The organism is Kangiella sp. (assembly GCF_014762745.1).
Lineage (GTDB): Bacteria > Pseudomonadota > Gammaproteobacteria > Enterobacterales > Kangiellaceae > Kangiella.
Window position 1 is genome coordinate 124,709 of sequence record NZ_JABURJ010000091.1, and the last position, 15,370, is coordinate 140,078.

General features: G+C 43.7%; 16 protein-coding genes. 1 reads left to right on the top strand and 15 read right to left on the bottom strand.

The features are described 5' to 3' along the window. Positions 1-2: 2 nt before the first annotated feature. The 14 genes from HUJ19_RS06910 to ribF form a co-directional block, all read right to left on the bottom strand. Positions 3-773, bottom strand: coding sequence for a PilW family protein (locus HUJ19_RS06910; RefSeq protein WP_290622981.1), 771 nt, complete (start codon positions 771-773; stop codon positions 3-5). Then, on the bottom strand, positions 770-1,363 hold the full coding sequence (gene pilV / locus HUJ19_RS06915) for a type IV pilus modification protein PilV (RefSeq protein ID WP_290622982.1): 594 nt from the start codon (positions 1,361-1,363) through the stop codon (positions 770-772). The genes HUJ19_RS06910 and pilV (HUJ19_RS06915) overlap by 4 nt, the downstream gene beginning before the upstream one ends. Next, complete coding sequence (locus tag HUJ19_RS06920; RefSeq protein ID WP_290622983.1) at positions 1,363-1,938, bottom strand: GspH/FimT family protein; 576 nt, start codon at positions 1,936-1,938, stop codon at positions 1,363-1,365. Before HUJ19_RS06920 ends, pilV (HUJ19_RS06915) begins: the two co-directional genes overlap by 1 nt. A gap of 181 nt (positions 1,939-2,119) precedes the next feature. After that, on the bottom strand, positions 2,120-2,533 hold the full coding sequence (locus HUJ19_RS06925) for a type IV pilin protein (RefSeq protein ID WP_290622984.1): 414 nt from the start codon (positions 2,531-2,533) through the stop codon (positions 2,120-2,122). Then, positions 2,527-3,027 (bottom strand): GspH/FimT family protein, encoded by a 501-nt coding sequence (locus HUJ19_RS06930; protein WP_290622985.1) that lies wholly within the window; start codon positions 3,025-3,027, stop codon positions 2,527-2,529. The genes HUJ19_RS06925 and HUJ19_RS06930 overlap by 7 nt, the downstream gene beginning before the upstream one ends. After that, complete coding sequence (locus HUJ19_RS06935; protein WP_290622986.1) at positions 3,017-6,202, bottom strand: pilus assembly protein; 3,186 nt, start codon at positions 6,200-6,202, stop codon at positions 3,017-3,019. Before HUJ19_RS06935 ends, HUJ19_RS06930 begins: the two co-directional genes overlap by 11 nt. Positions 6,203-6,211: 9 nt before the next feature. Then, a complete protein-coding gene (locus HUJ19_RS06940; RefSeq protein ID WP_290622987.1) occupies positions 6,212-6,754 on the bottom strand; it encodes a pilus assembly PilX N-terminal domain-containing protein in 543 nt (180 codons plus the stop codon). A gap of 16 nt (positions 6,755-6,770) precedes the next feature. Further along, positions 6,771-7,526, bottom strand: a complete 756-nt coding sequence (locus tag HUJ19_RS06945; protein ID WP_290622988.1) for a PilW family protein — start codon at positions 7,524-7,526, stop codon at positions 6,771-6,773. Between the two features lie 11 nt (positions 7,527-7,537). Continuing rightward, positions 7,538-8,197 (bottom strand): type IV pilus modification protein PilV, encoded by a 660-nt coding sequence (pilV, locus tag HUJ19_RS06950; RefSeq protein WP_290622989.1) that lies wholly within the window; start codon positions 8,195-8,197, stop codon positions 7,538-7,540. A gap of 165 nt (positions 8,198-8,362) precedes the next feature. Further along, positions 8,363-9,298, bottom strand: coding sequence for a 4-hydroxy-3-methylbut-2-enyl diphosphate reductase (gene ispH / locus HUJ19_RS06955; RefSeq protein ID WP_290622990.1), 936 nt, complete (start codon positions 9,296-9,298; stop codon positions 8,363-8,365). A 3-nt stretch (positions 9,299-9,301) separates the two neighbouring features. After that, positions 9,302-9,739, bottom strand: coding sequence for an FKBP-type peptidyl-prolyl cis-trans isomerase (fkpB, locus tag HUJ19_RS06960; protein ID WP_290622991.1), 438 nt, complete (start codon positions 9,737-9,739; stop codon positions 9,302-9,304). After that, positions 9,739-10,272, bottom strand: a complete 534-nt coding sequence (gene lspA, locus HUJ19_RS06965) for a signal peptidase II (protein WP_290622992.1) — start codon at positions 10,270-10,272, stop codon at positions 9,739-9,741. Before lspA ends, fkpB begins: the two co-directional genes overlap by 1 nt. Before the next feature lie 14 nt (positions 10,273-10,286). After that, positions 10,287-13,091: an isoleucine--tRNA ligase gene (gene ileS, locus HUJ19_RS06970; RefSeq protein WP_290622993.1), complete on the bottom strand. Its 2,805-nt coding sequence runs from the start codon at positions 13,089-13,091 to the stop codon at positions 10,287-10,289. Between the two features lie 61 nt (positions 13,092-13,152). Next, positions 13,153-14,088, bottom strand: coding sequence for a bifunctional riboflavin kinase/FAD synthetase (gene ribF, locus HUJ19_RS06975; RefSeq protein ID WP_290622994.1), 936 nt, complete (start codon positions 14,086-14,088; stop codon positions 13,153-13,155). A gap of 188 nt (positions 14,089-14,276) precedes the next feature. On the opposite strand from ribF, the gene HUJ19_RS06980 reads away from it, so the two are divergent. Then, positions 14,277-14,855 carry a hypothetical protein gene (locus tag HUJ19_RS06980; protein ID WP_290622995.1) on the top strand — a complete coding sequence of 193 codons (579 nt, stop codon included), beginning with the start codon at positions 14,277-14,279 and terminating at the stop codon, positions 14,853-14,855. A 63-nt stretch (positions 14,856-14,918) separates the two neighbouring features. Here the strand turns inward: HUJ19_RS06980 and HUJ19_RS06985 are convergent. Further along, positions 14,919-15,370 (bottom strand): lipid II flippase MurJ (locus HUJ19_RS06985; RefSeq protein ID WP_290622996.1); only part of this gene is annotated, 452 nt, incomplete at its 5' end.

Below are 15,370 nucleotides of genomic sequence, written 5' to 3' on the forward strand. Positions count from 1 at the left end.
AACTACTCCGAAACCAATAATGAATCTGGTGGTTGGTGACCATTGTTATTTAAAACAATAGTGCTTGTGAAAACCTTGCGATAACGTCCGTCTGTGAACGTATATGGGCCTTCGTTTAAGACCCCATCTAAAGCCACATTTTTGTCAATAACATTTCGTTCGTCGGACGCAACGGAAAAGGCAATTTGCAAAGTTTGTAATAAGGAAATATCAGTGACCGAACCTGAAGTTACGTACTGCAAACCATTTGCTGTGAGTACGCCATATCTAATTTGAAAGCTTTCAACATTCTTAATTAAACTGGCACCATTACATTTCAACTCAGGCAAACCATCTGCAGTTGGCTCAAGCTGATATTGGTTTTGCACAATTCCATCTGATGGTTTATCACCAATACAGTTTTCTTCACCGTAATAGCGCACCGTTAAACCATCAGAAGCCTGCCCACCGCTTACGGCAACATTATCTTTCAACTGATCAAAAGGTGCGGCCAAACTGTGCCCATCAACGGTTTCAATGTCACTATCAACCCAACCTGCTTTACGCAAATCACTGACCAGATAATTCATAGCAAAACGTCCATTGTCATGAACATGTGTCATGGCAGTATTTAATCGATAGGTTTGCTTGCTCGAAACAAACAGCATGACGATGCCAGCGATGATGATAAGACCAATCAACATGGCAACCATCATTTCTATTAAAGTAAATGCTTTAACATTCACACTATTTATTGATCTCAGTAGAGACTTTTTTATTGTTTTTTTGTTCATGGGACAAGCTCCAATTGGACACAAGCATAATCACTGTCTAAATCTAGCTCAGTCTGACACCGAGTATTCTGCGCATACTTATCTTTTCCGCTGATGTCTTCCCGCTCCGTACCTCTCCAGGCTAAAAACAAAGACATACGTGAGCCGTAACTGCAGTTGTCAGAATCCGCTTCGCGATCAAAACAACTAGCACCGATCACGCCAGTGGGGATCTTGGTAGCAATTAAACTTGAACAAACCTCATAGATGTCCTGTTTAGCCAAGTCACTCATAGAGCAGCTTGAGTCGACGTCGCATATAGCTTCTGGGGTTATTCCATTCTCAATATTGCACCATTGGAATACTGATTTTGACTCCAAGTCACCAACATACACATTGGCCTCACCCATATCACTTTTGAGATACTCTGAGTTATTACGAATGCGGGCCGCGGCATCTTCCAGAATAATGCTCGCCTGAGAGCGTGAAAATGAATCAAGAGAGCTATTTAATGCGCCCATTTGTAGTGCTGCATAGCCTAGTAAGCCTATGCTCACCAGTAAAATAGTGATCAGCACTTCCATTAAAGAAAAGCCAGCCTGTTTATTCATTATGAAACCCCGCACCCTTGATTAATTTCTTTCACTTGCACTCGCCCCGATGCCAACATAGTGAGCTGACGCCCCTTACCATTAGCGTTACACAAAGTTAGTCCCGTCCTACCTAACGGTGACAAATTTGTAGTCATACCATTTGGATTGAATACTATTGTGAGCTGATCGTCACTGGATACACTGATAACCTCTTCTAGCTCAATCTGCTTAAGAAGAAGCTGTGATTGTTCAGATACTGCTTTCTGTCCTGAAATACTGCTTGACGGGATTGCATAGACTTCCCAACCCTTAGACCAGTTGTTTGCAACTGCTCTCACCATGACCTTTGAATTGCTTTCGATGGCGGCCTGACGGGCAAACTGAAAAGTATTTACGAATTTAGATGCAGACTGATCCAATAACTTTGATGAGAATAAATTAAGTAATAGGTGGCAGGCACTTAACAAAAAGCCCGCTAACAAAATGATACTGACAAAGGTTTCAATGAAACCAAAACCAGCAGGCTTCTGAAAACTCTTCTGTGTGGCTGATACTGTGCGTACCCTTGTTGTTACCTTACTACCCCTGACCATAACTCCCTCAACAGGTTAATTTTTCACCAATTGCCGGAGATATTTTAGAGATTCAAGAAGTGTGCACTATTTGTGATCTGTATTAGAAATGTAGTGTTTTGTATAAAAAACAACCCGTTCACAGAACGGGTTGGATACAATATAACGATTAGGAATTTAGGAGGTATGAAAGTTTCTTAATTTAGTCTGGCCAACCTGGATTACCCTTATAAGTTTTTTGGCCGGCATGATTAATGGTCAAATTGCCATCACCCGCCATTGAGCCAGTTGCAGTAGCAGTTATAGTATATTGTGTAGCGCTTGGCGTGTTAATAGATAAAGTATAATATGCTGTACCACCATCTGTGGGTACCGTAGTGTTAAATACGGTACTTAAATCATCAAGGCTATCATAAGTAAAGTTTGCTGCCTTATAACGCTCCACTGCTTCTGAAGCGGCCAATAAAGCCTGCATCGCATCGTTACGTTTACCTTTTTTCACCTGCTCGGTATACATTGGAACAGCAATAGCTGCCAAAATACCAACGATCGCGACAACGATCATGACTTCCATTAAGGTAAATGCTTTAATTTTATTTCTATTCAAGGTTAACACTCCCCAATATCAAGTTTTTTTACCGTTACATTACCGGCACCTGCGATATTAATCGAGCGTCCTGCGCCACGATCATCACAGAGAGTCAAGGTACCCCAGCCACCTAGATTACTCATAATACCTCTTGAGGTAAATACGATATTAGTGCCTGGAGAAGCATTTTCACTCATAGAGTTTGGATATGCTTCAATCTCTCTGACAATTTCTTCGCCTGCATCGAATGTACCACTATCATTGGCATCAACGAACACGCGCCAACCCTGAGACCAATCGCCACCATTTGGCTCAATACCAACCTGCTGACGTGAGCCAATGGCTTCATTCCGAGCTGCGGATACCGAGCTGACAATATCGTTACTGAAACCGACCAAGCGATTATTCAGTATCAGATTTCTCATACCCGGAACGGCAATTGCAGCCATAATGGCTACAATTGCAATCGTTGTCATCAGTTCGATGAGGGTAAATGCTTTAATCTCTTGCTTACTCATCATCAGGTTTCTTCCGCCAGTTAACACGAATAACACCATCATAACCCTTGGTTAGCGCCTCCGTAAAGGCATCATCTATGACCTCGTTACCAACTAGACCAATAAATGCTGCATCGTCGCCACCCGAAGTGTTTGCGCCACTTGTATACAACAACTGGAACATTGGAGGAATACCATCACTAATCAGGTTAATGGTTCTATTCTCTAAATCAAAGAATGATGTACCATCAATCAGGTTAACACCATACAACTTACCACTACCAACTACTGGTGAGCAGATAACAGTACCAAAATCATAAGTTGGTACGTAAGAGGTGAAAACAATTTTACCAAATAGAATACGAGCTTCTGATATAACCTTTTCACCCTGGTAATCCTTGTTGCTGACAGTGCCATCTGGGTTAGTAGTCGCAATCTGAAGACCGGTCATGCGAATGTACCAACCGTCTTTACTCTCTGCAGTTGGGTCAGCTGGTTCCTGAGCAGCAACGATATCGGGACTATTGTTTGGATTAACTTTGTCAGTCACATCCAACAAGTCTCCATCAGTTTCTCCTGATTTAAAGGTAATCAAATCGTAAGTAGGAGTTTCCTGAAGTACGCCTGTATCCCTTAGCATAAAGAAGTGGTCTTGAATCACAGTATTCAAAGGATGTGGTCGATAACCAGTTCCTACAGCAACTGCGACAAATGAATTACCATTCGGGCGAGGGATAAAGGCTACTGAAGGAGCATAGAAGAATCGAGCCTTATCTTTTTCTGTCAGTACACCATGATTTGCATCAAAAATTTGACCGCCAGTTATTTTAAAACCATCAGTTTCATCTTCAAAAATATCCAAGCGGAATATCTGCCCAGCTATATCACTGACATATAAATGATCAACAGTAGTGTCATTATTTAAAGAAATGGCACGGATATTTGCGGGTACTGCAGATAAGTCCGAGTAAATGGTTGGTAAGTTATCAGATAACTTCCACAATACAGACTTACTGTTGATATCATAGATAAAGACATCATTACCCTTCTCTACACTTCCATCATAAGGCGTGTCATCAACGTTGCCATTTTCATCAACAAAGTGAGTGCCTTTTAAGTCATGATCAATTGAACCATCTCCATCATGATCAAATAACTTATCAGCAGCGGTATCATAACCACCACCAAATATAACTACTGTCCGTACACCATTTGGCTGGCTGGCATCAACGATGTTTGTTACCAGAGGAGTAGACCAAGTTTGCCCTAGTGTCTCAAAACCAGAACTTCCACCCTCAATCTTAAACAGGTATTTAGGCTGGTTTGGTGTACTGATGTCCAGCACATAATAGTTATTACCACCACGACGCATACCAATAAACAGTAATGCTTTTTCAGCTGTTTCCACTGCCTCCGTAGCAGGGTTGTCCGCTAAGTCGATACGCGTGTTGCCATTAGAGTCAGCGTGAGCAATAAAAATCTCACCGTCTAGGCCATAGTTATGCAAGAAAGAATTACCATCAATTGGAATGTCCACAAGGAAATCTTTCATCTTTCCTAACAGTTCGTAGGGTATATAACTCCACAGCTCGGCACCGTCACTAATATCAAAGGCGTGTAGATAACCCAGGTTAGTGCCCATGAATACAACCGACTTATCATCAGTAGCATCGTCGTAATCATTGTATTGAACTACTTTAGGAACACTGTGTAATGGATCACCAACTAATCGCTCAGACTGGGCCACATCCTCAATCACATACTGTGTTTCAGCCACTAACACACCATCGGCATCGTATAATGGAGCATCCAATTGAATAGCCACATCTTTACGACTGAATCCTAAGGTTCTGTCCTTAATATCCTGGAACTCCTCATCGGTTTTCGCATCCATCAGAAAATCAGACTTGGTGGTTGAATCTTTAACAGAGCTAAGTGCACCATTGATATCTGTATAGAGCTTTCTTGTCCAATCAACATAAGTATTATACTGAGGGAAGTAAGGATCTTGCTTGCTTACCAAGAAACGATCCAACTCTGATGCTGCGCCACCCAGCTCTACTTGGTTGCCATCAGCGGCATCAGACCAGATACTCCACGATGTTGTTATTTGGTTAGTTAAATCATCTCTTTCCTCGTTAAACAAACCAGTGTCTGGATTAACTGCCAGATCACCAGGCTGGTCAACCAGGTTCCCGCTACTAATTTTGTATTTTTTCAGGTTGCCAGGCCAACGGGCAATGTTATCTGCCTGGAACTGCGCAAAGTATAAATGATTATCATGATTCAAACGGTTCTGTTGACTCACGGTAACACCCGCCTGAACGAAACTGGTGCCCTGAGCTGCTACCTGCTCAATAATGTCGCGTAGAATCTGACATAAACCACCTTCTGCTTCACAAGGAGTTGACGCATCATAATCGATCGCTTGCTGCGTACCGCCTTCTCTAGCCCAGTTATCTAAATTGGCAGCATTTTTACCAGTTGCGCCTGGGTCAATCGAGTAGGTTTGCACATTCAAAACTTCTCTCATATAGCGAACTAAATCTGAGTCATCACAGTCGCCGCCACAATAAGATTCAGGCACAATACTCGCGACATCACCTGGCCACTCGCTACCATTGATCTGACCTCGAGCAAGAACAACCATGGCATTAGTACAGCCAGGATCATTATTACCGGTATAGCGGCCATCAAAAATTGCTCTAGGGTGCGTTCCAGTAGTCTCATATTTAGGGACGCTGCCAGTAAAATAACGGGCAATTTCGGACATACCTTGAACAGTTGGAGTATTACCCGAAATAGTGCTGCTTAGACTCAAGGAATCAACAACCTCTTGAAAGGTTGGGCTAGTAGGAGCATCAAAAGCAATCGTAGGGTAAACAACAGCAGCTTCTGGTCCCTTATTTCCTGGTCCTTTGCCTATTAAGGTTAAACCTAAATCAACTTTTTCGCTGACGGTAGGGTCATTCGCTAACTTGTTCAAAGCTGACTTTAATTGGTCAAGTAAACCTCCACCATTCATGGCAGAAGAGTAATCCAGACCAATCATAATCTTTGGTTTGGGTAACGCTAACGAGTTACCATCAAGGAAGTAAACCTCAGTATCATCAGCCTGTACCGAGCTAAACATAAAAGGCGATGCTACATAAAGTCCAAGTAGCGCACCTTTAAGCAATTGCGATATAAACTTTTTCATAGCAACACCTTATAGAGTTAATTCTAAATCTTTGCCCGCTGTAAAGCAGCCACCTACTTTGGTGACCCAACTTTGAACAGCAACATTTGTTTTTTCAGCGACGGTTGCATCGCCAGTAATCTTCCAGGCATTACAACCAATGCTTGGCGACACGCCCAACTCAAAGTTAGGACAGGTTCCGCAACCAAGATATTCAACCCGAGAGTAAGCAATAACATTTGCATAACCTTCAAAGGCTGTCGCACAACTTGTACCATCATCAACCGCAGTTAAAATACCGCTTTCTCCTAAACAATATTCTTGTCCAACCTCTGTTTCAGAAGTGTCAGTGCCGTACAGAGCATTGCCTGCAATTTCATCCCAGTAGATAGTGGCACTCACCGCACTTTCGGCGACGTGAAATGCTTCATTTTCTAGATAAACATTGGTTGAGGATTTTTGTTGGATAACCGAGTCGGACATACTGGCAACGCCTAATACGGTTAGTATCAATAAAAAGATGAGAACCATTGCTAAGGTCACACCTTGATTTTTGGGTAATTGCTTTCTCATAATTCTTTCCATCACATTAAGTGGTAATTACGAATTCAGGCTTATTCGGGACCGATATAGTAGTCGAAAAAATCTTTCGAGCTTTCTTGTCACTCACATCATAAGTGTCATCATGTCCCATCACACTAAAACTTTGAGCATTCGTATCTGGGCGGATATCATTGCTTGAAGAAAGGATCAGTGTGACTTTCACCGCAGCAATTGACTCACGCTCATTAGTTGCTACCTGATCCGCTCTTACAAATTTGTTGGGGACAGTGTCACCATCAGTATCAATCCCGTAAAGGAAATGCAGAGCATCTACATTACTTATCAAAGGCTGGGCCGTACCACCACCACTTCCCTGACACATAAGTTGCCCATCCTGTACATAATAACGATTTTCAACAATGCCACCACTGGCATCACCAAGACAGTCCGTGGGAGCTTCATAGCGAATGGTAATCGAGTCACTTGTTGAGGCAGAACCACCATCGGTAGTTCCTCCTGCAAAATCAAAGGCTGGGGACGTGTAAAAGCCATAGCCTTTTTCTTCAACGTTAGCCCAACCTGCATATTGAATGTCATTGGTAAGGTAATACATGGCAAAACGTCCACTTTCTTGCATAGCAGCAATACTTGATTGAGTTTCATTGGAGCGCTTCATGCCAATAAATAAATAAGTGAGTCCACCCAGCAAAATGAGGCCCAAAACAATAGCAACCATATATTCAATCAAGGTGAATGCTTGTTGCTTATTATTTAGGGAGTTCATCATCTTAGAATTTATCATTGAGTAGCTCCTTAAGGCATTAAATCGATTACGGTACAGTCAAAATCATCACCTGGCGCCAAAGCATCACAACGAGCATTCCTAATGATTGCCTGGGTTTGCCCCACGTCTTCCCTTAATGCACCGGTTTGCCAATAGGTGAAAATACTAAATGTAGAACCCGGTGAACAAATGTCTCCATCCAAAGTATCTCTATCTTTACAAGAAACACGCACTTGACCACCAATCATTGGATCATTAGCGACAGTGCCAGCAGTAGATCCATCAAATCCGCTCAGTGTTGCGCATACTTTCCATACATCATACTCGGCTTGTTGTGTTGCAGTGCAGTTTGAGCCTGCAGTTCCACAAGCCTGAGGAGGTTCACTTGTACAAGTATTGTAAGCATCATTATTCAAATAGGGGTTTAATGTTCCGTCAGTATCATTGATAAACTTGCGGTTGCCTCGCATTGATGCTGCCAAATCCTGCCCTATCAATGTCGCCTGGGTACGCGCTAATCCTTCCTGATTAGAGTTGATTGACGCCAGTTGTAAAGAAAGGAAGCCTAGCAAGCCAATTGCGATGATAATCATTGCAATCAGGACTTCCATTAAACTGAAACCCTGCTGTTTCGAGAATGCAGGTTTCACTTTGGGGTGTCCGGATGTTTTGAATTTTTGCTTTAACATTATCTGGTCCAAAATAAGTTTTTCACCAGTATGTTATACGAAAACGCAGGAGCAAGAGCACGAACTAATAGACAAACGGTAAGATTTAGCCGATAAACGGTAAATTTATCGGCTAACGGAAGGGAAAATGTTAGGAATCAGTGAGTTAAGAGGGCTTTGAAACGGTTAATCGACTCGTAATTCAGCAGGAAGCACGAAGACGATATTCTCTTCCACACCTTCTGATTCAAGTGCGGTAGAACCGCCCTGAGATTCAAGATAGCGAATAACGTCCTGAACCAATATTTCAGGCGCAGAGGCACCGGCTGTGACGCCAACTTTCTTGACGTCTTCAAGCCAGCTCGCCTGAATTTCAGTAGCATTGTTGATTAAATAGGAGCGACAGCCCTGATTTTCTGCCAGTTCCTGCAAACGACTGGAATTGGAGCTGTTCTGCGCACCGACCACTAAAATCAGGTCACACTCCGCAGCCAATTGCTTGACTGCATCCTGTCTATTTTGCGTGGCATAGCAGATGTCGTCTTTTTTAGGGCCCTGAATATTGGGAAACTTAGCTTTTAGCGCATTAACCAATCGCTGGGTATCATCGACCGATAGAGTGGTTTGTGTCACATAAAACAAGGCGTCTGGGTTTTTGACCTCTAAATCCGCTACATCCTGCTCATCCTCAACCAGATAGATACCAGCATCTAAATTGTCATACTGCCCCATCGTACCTTCAACTTCCGGATGGCCCTTGTGGCCTATCAACACACATTCCTCATTACGACGGCTATGGCGAGAAACTTCCATGTGGACCTTGGTGACTAAAGGACAGGTTGCATCAAAAACCTTGAGATTACGCTCTTTTGCCTCATGGCGAACCTGTTGTGACACGCCATGAGCACTGAATATCAAAGTTGAATTTTCAGGAACGTCATTCAAGTCTTCGATAAAAATGGCGCCTTTTTCGCGCAGGCCGTCAACGACAAACTTATTGTGCACCACTTCGTGTTTAACATAAATTGGCGCACCAAAAATTTCAATCGCGCGATTAACGATCTCGATTGCGCGGTCTACACCGGCACAAAAACCGCGGGGGTTAGCTAAAACAATATCCATCTTTTATTCCTGGTGTCGAATATCGACAACTTCAACTTCAACGATAATGTCCTGATCAGCCAGCGGATGATTAAAGTCTACTTTGACCGAATGACCTTTTACTTCACGAACCATACCTGGAATCGCACCGCCACCCATCTGCTCAAAAGCGATAATGGCGCCCTCTTCCAGTTTCAAGTCTACCGGAAACTGATTAATGTCCATAAAATGAACGTTATCCGGACTAGCCGGCCCAAAGAAATCGGAGCCATGAATTTCCAGCTTTCTTGTTTCGCCTTTTTCCGCACCGAGCAGCTGTGACTCAACCTTATCAGTCAGGCTGCCATCACCGAAAATAAACCAAACTGGCTTACCACCAACGCGCGTACTGTCTGCCGCCGAGCCGTCCTTAAGCAAAATATTAAAATGCACTAAAGCCTTTGAATTTGCTTCAATTCTCATTATTTCTTCTCGTCTTTTTCTGGTTTGGACTTATGTTCTGGATTGACAAAAGAATCAATCAACAAGAGCCCTACACCTATCAGGATCACGCTATCAGCAATATTAAAAGTTGGCCAATGGTATCCATCTATGGACACATACCAATCAATAAAATCAATCACATAACCATAAACCATGCGATCTATCAGATTACCGATTGCACCACTCAGTACCAGTGCCATGGCAATATTGGGAAGCTTTTTGCTCGATTCGGTGCGCCACATCCAGAACAGCAATAACAGACTGATACCAATCGCAATGGCAGTAAAAAACCAACGCTGCCAACCACCGGCATCGCCCAGAAAACTGAAGGCGGCGCCATAGTTATAAGCCAGGTTTAAATTAAAATGCGGCATCACCTCAATAATGGGCCCACCATGAACCGGAGCCAAAGCTGAGTTGGCCCAAGTTTTAGTTGCCTGGTCGATAATCAATAAAATTAGTGTCAACCACAACCACACTAAACCAGACTGCTTAAATGGCAATTTTTTCATTGTCACTTCAGTCCTTACGCGTAATGGCGTGTTTCGCCAGTTCCAACCACATTCTCAACACAGCGAGTGCAGATGGTTGGGTGTTCTGGGTTTTGACCGACATCGTGTCTGTGATGCCAGCAACGCTCACATTTTTCGGCATCAGATTTAGAAATACTCAACTGCAGGCCTTTCATTTCTGTCGCTTCGCCACCCTCGCCCTTTTCAAGACGAGCCTGGGAAGTAATGAATACAAAACGCAACTCATCTTCCAATTTCGACAGCACGGCATACAGTTCATCATTCGCATAGAGTGTCACTTCAGCCGCTAACGAACCACCAATAGCCCCATCTTTACGCTTAGCTTCAAGTGCACGATTCACTTCATCTTTGACCTGTGAAATAAGTGCCCAGTCAGCCTGCGTAATATCAGCATTTTCCATTCGGAATAAGCCTTCATACCACTCAGCCACGAATACGTTAGACTCGCGCTTGCCTGGAATGAGCGGCCAAATTTCATAAGCTGTAAAACTCAATACCGGAGCCATCCAGCGTACCAAAGCTTCTATGATGTGATACATCGCGGTCTGACATGAACGCTGCGCACGCGAACCGGTTTTAGCTGTATATTGACGATCTTTAATGATATCCAGATAGAAGCTACCCATATCAATTGAGCAGAAGTGATGAATTTTTTGCGCCACTAACCAGAAATTATAATCATCATAAGCTTTAATGATTTCCTGTTGCGCCTGATATGCGCAATCCACTGCCCAACGGTCCAGTGGAAGCAAATCATCTTTAGCCACTAAGTCTTTTGCGGGTTCGAAACCTTCAAGATTCGATAACAGGAATCGCGAAGTATTACGCAAACGACGATAGGTATCGCCAGTGCGTTTCAAGATTTCTTCAGACACCGCCATCTCGCCACGATAGTCCGCAGAAGATACCCAGAGTCGCAATACATCTGCACCCAGCTTGTTGATGACATCGTTCGGCGCCATCACATTGCCTTTGGACTTAGACATTTTCTCGCCTTTACCATCGACCACGAAGCCGTGTGTCAAACAGTGTTTGTAAGGTGCATGACCGTACATTCCCGTTGCTGTAAGTAGCGAAGACTGGAACCAGCCACGATGCTGGTCCGAACCTTCTAAATATAAATCTGCTGGCTGACGTAAATAATCACGAGCTTCAAGCACACAGTAATGCGTGACACCCGAATCAAACCAGACGTCCAGGGTATCATCAATTTTTTCGTACTTATCGGCATCAACAAACTCAGAAGCATCCAGGTCGTACCAGGCCTGAATACCCTTTTCTTCGATATAAACCGAAACCTTTTCCATCAAGTCAGCCGAATCAGGGTGCGGCTCACCAGTTTGCTTATCAATGAACAGGCATAATGGTACGCCCCAGGTGCGCTGGCGCGAAATACACCAATCCGGACGCGAACCGACCATGCTTTCGATGCGAGCTTCGCCCCACTCAGGTACCCACTTCACTTTTTTGATTTCTTCCATGGCCTGCGCCTGCAAACCATTCTGACTCATGGAAATAAACCATTGTGGAGTAGCGCGATAAATCAACGGCGTTTTAGTACGCCAGCAATGCGGATAACTATGGCGTAGTTTATCCTGATGTAACAGACGACCTTTTTCGATTAAATGATCAACTACCGGCTGATCAACTTTATAGACATGTTGGCCCGCGAACACAGGCGTTTCATCCGAGAAGACACCATTTGCCATCACATAATTCAATAAACCAATGCCATACTTTTTGCCCACTACGAAGTCGTCAGGACCATGATCAGGCGCAGTATGCACTAGACCAGTACCGGCATCAGTCGTGACATGCTCACCCAGAATCACCGGCAGCGTTTTATCGTAGAAAGGATGGTTCAGTTCGAAATTTTCAAGCTTTGAGCCCTTAGTCGAAGCCAACACTGAATAGTTTTCAATTTCAGCCTCTTTCATGACGCTTTCCACTAACTCACGAGCCAGCACAAGGCGCTCTTTTTTGCCTTCTCGTTCAGCTTGAACCAAAACGTATTCCAAATCTTCGTGAACGGTTACCGCCTGACTCGATGGTAGCGTCCATGGTGTGGTAGTCCAGATGACAACTGAAACTTCACCTTCGCCCCGTTCGCCATTAAAGTCAAAAGCCTGTAAAAACTTCTGCTCATCACTTACTGGGTAGTTCACATAAATTGAAAACGAGGTCTTGTCCTGATACTCAACTTCAGCTTCAGCTAGCGAAGAGCCACCAACCACACTCCAATAAACAGGCTTTTCACCCTTGAATAAGTGACCATTTCGAACCAGCTTGGATAACGCACGAACAATGTTAGCTTCAAACTTAAAGTCCATGGTCAAATAAGGGTTATCCCATTCGCCTAAGACACCAAGGCGGATGAAGTCAGTCTTTTGCCCATCGACCTGTTTCGCTGCATAGTCACGGCATTTTTGACGAAACTCGGCGTGAGACACCTTGTCGCCAGCTTTACCGACTTTCTTCTCAACATTATTTTCGATCGGCAAACCGTGACAGTCCCAGCCCGGTACATAAGGGCTGTCGAAACCGCTCAAGGTTTTACTCTTAATCACGATATCTTTCAGAATTTTATTAACAGAGTGTCCAATGTGAATATTGCCATTCGCGTATGGAGGGCCGTCGTGCAAAATAAATTGTTCGCGACCTGCACGAGCTTTACGAATTTCGCCGTAAAGATCGTTTTTGCTCCATTCAGCCAACATTTTTGGCTCACGTTGCGGCAAATTTCCACGCATTTCAAAGCGTGTTTTCGGTAGATTTAATGTGTCTTTATAATCGCTCATTTAAGCTACTACTCTGTTTTGTTTAAATTAAAATGTTTAAGGCCAGACCAGAATGTATAATCTAGTCGGTCAAAGTTAACCGAGCCTTTTCAATATCACGGTTAATCTGTTCAATTAACTCGTCTTTACCACTGAATTTCTGTTCATCCCGAATTTTAGCGACAGGCTCAATCGTCAGCTGCTTACCATAAACATCGCCATCAAAGTCCAACAGGTGAACTTCAAGACGTTCTTTACGGGCATTTAAGGTTGGCTTAATCCCAACATTTGCCACACCATTGATGGACTCATCCTTAACACCATATACCTTTACCGCATATACACCTTGCAAAGGACTCTTTACCCGTTTCAGTGCAATATTAGCGGTCGGAATGCCTATCGTTCGCCCCTGTTTATCACCATGCGCTACCCTGCCTCGAAAACGATATGGTCGCCCCAGCAATTTCTTGGCATGATCAAAATCATTATCAACAATTGCCTGTCGCACCAGGCTACTGCTAATTCGGACGCTCTCACCATCAATGGTCTGTGTCACTGTCTGATTAGCTTCAACCGGAAACTTCGCGACTTCCTGCAATAAGGCAAAATCGCCTTTTCGCTTATAGCCAAACTTAAAATCATCGCCTATAAACAAGTGCTTTACGTGCAACGTCTCCACCAGCACCCGGCGAATGAAGTCTTCAGCGCTTAACTCAGCCAGCTCTCGATTAAAGCGCAAACACAACACGTAATCCACACCTAAATCTTTTAGGGCCAGTAGCTTGTCTGTCAGCTTAAAAAGCCGGGCTGGTGCAGCCTCTGGGCGGAAAAATTCTTGAGGATGTGGCTCAAAAACGATTACTACACTGGGCACGGATAGCGCTTTGGCCTTGTCCGTTAAGCGCCTGATAATCGCCTGATGTCCTAGGTGCACACCGTCAAAGTTACCAATAGTCGCAATACTGCCCTGCTTAAACAGGTTTTGAGGACAACTGTATAGACCACGAATTAGGCGCATGAACGCAATTTTCTCCAAGCAACAGACATTGATGCCGAGCCAATCAAAGCGGGCAATTATAGCGGACAATGGGTCAGGAATTAACCACCTTTCAATAAATTAGCCAATTTTCATTAGAATTGAATCCAACCTTAGAAACTGCCAAGATATCAATACTCAACAAACATCGACAGGAATCGTCTAACTCCATGAAAATACAGTTAAAATCAACAATCATCTTGGCATCAAGCCTGCTACTCGGTAGCTGTGCCTGTTTTTTCTCGCCAGATTATGACTTAACCGATGAAGAACTCGCTTTCTTTGATAACCTTTCCCGTATGTGCGGCAGCCAGTTTGTCGGTGAAACAGCCTACCCCGAGGATCCCAATCATGACTTTGCTGGCAAAAAGCTGGTTGCCACGATTGACGGCTGTGGTCCACGTTATGTATCCATTCCATTTCAGGTAGGTGAAGATAAGTCCAGAACCTGGCTCTTATTCAAAACTGATAACGGATTGCGATTACGTCATGACCATCGCCATGAAGACGGTTTGCCAGATGAACAAACTCTTTATGGCGGCTATTCAGCACCTTACAAAGGAGAGCAACCTACTCAGTATAAGCAGTTTTTTCATGCTGACGACTACACCTTTGAGATGATTCCAGAAGCCGAAAGTAACGTCTGGATGCTGGAGTACAACCCAGAAACACAGGAGCTGACCTATTATCTGGAGCGCCACCAACAACCGCGCTATAAAGCGGTGTTGAAATTAGTTGAATACAAGTAGTTACCAGAAGTTAGCAATTATAAAAGGGAGCCAAAGCTCCCTTTTTAACAATAATTACTCACTTTAACCTATCCTAAAATCCTTGCGTCTCAAACCCAATACTACCAACAGAATGGCATAAGACACGATAGTCACCGCAATAATGGCACTAATCATGCCAATGGCTTCCATTCGAGACCAGGCCTGCCATTGTTCGATACTGAAGTCGGTGTACCAAAGGCCTAGAAGCAGTAATCCACTGGCTAGCACCAGTTTACCAATCCACAGCTTGCTTTCTCTCGAGAGCTTTAAGTGGTTATCTTTACTTAGGAAACGATAGAGCAAAATAGCATTAATAAAGGCAGAAATACTGGTTGCGGCAGCTAAGCCCACATGACCAAAGGGCTTAAATAGTGCCAGATTCAGGACGATATTACTGACAACAGCAACAACGGCGATCTTGACCGGGGTTTTAGTATCCTGACGAGAATAGAAGCCAGTTAGAAACACCTTAACCATCATAAAGGCTATCAAAC

Excerpts from the sequence above, each read along its gene's own strand:
- HUJ19_RS06910 (WP_290622981.1), bottom strand. The coding sequence starts at position 773 with ATGAACAAAAAAACAATAAAAAAGTCTCTACTGAGATCAATAAATAGT.
- pilV (WP_290622982.1), bottom strand. The coding sequence starts at position 1,363 with ATGAATAAACAGGCTGGCTTTTCTTTAATGGAAGTGCTGATCACTATT.
- HUJ19_RS06920 (WP_290622983.1), bottom strand. The coding sequence starts at position 1,938 with ATGGTCAGGGGTAGTAAGGTAACAACAAGGGTACGCACAGTATCAGCC.
- HUJ19_RS06930 (WP_290622985.1), bottom strand. The coding sequence starts at position 3,027 with ATGATGAGTAAGCAAGAGATTAAAGCATTTACCCTCATCGAACTGATG.
- HUJ19_RS06935 (WP_290622986.1), bottom strand. The coding sequence starts at position 6,202 with ATGAAAAAGTTTATATCGCAATTGCTTAAAGGTGCGCTACTTGGACTT.
- HUJ19_RS06940 (WP_290622987.1), bottom strand. The coding sequence starts at position 6,754 with ATGAGAAAGCAATTACCCAAAAATCAAGGTGTGACCTTAGCAATGGTT.
- HUJ19_RS06945 (WP_290622988.1), bottom strand. The coding sequence starts at position 7,526 with ATGATAAATTCTAAGATGATGAACTCCCTAAATAATAAGCAACAAGCA.
- pilV (WP_290622989.1), bottom strand. The coding sequence starts at position 8,197 with ATGTTAAAGCAAAAATTCAAAACATCCGGACACCCCAAAGTGAAACCT.
- ispH (WP_290622990.1), bottom strand. The coding sequence starts at position 9,298 with ATGGATATTGTTTTAGCTAACCCCCGCGGTTTTTGTGCCGGTGTAGAC.
- fkpB (WP_290622991.1), bottom strand. The coding sequence starts at position 9,739 with ATGAGAATTGAAGCAAATTCAAAGGCTTTAGTGCATTTTAATATTTTG.
- lspA (WP_290622992.1), bottom strand. The coding sequence starts at position 10,272 with ATGAAAAAATTGCCATTTAAGCAGTCTGGTTTAGTGTGGTTGTGGTTG.
- ileS (WP_290622993.1), bottom strand. The coding sequence starts at position 13,091 with ATGAGCGATTATAAAGACACATTAAATCTACCGAAAACACGCTTTGAA.
- ribF (WP_290622994.1), bottom strand. The coding sequence starts at position 14,088 with ATGCGCCTAATTCGTGGTCTATACAGTTGTCCTCAAAACCTGTTTAAG.
- HUJ19_RS06980 (WP_290622995.1), top strand. The coding sequence starts at position 14,277 with ATGAAAATACAGTTAAAATCAACAATCATCTTGGCATCAAGCCTGCTA.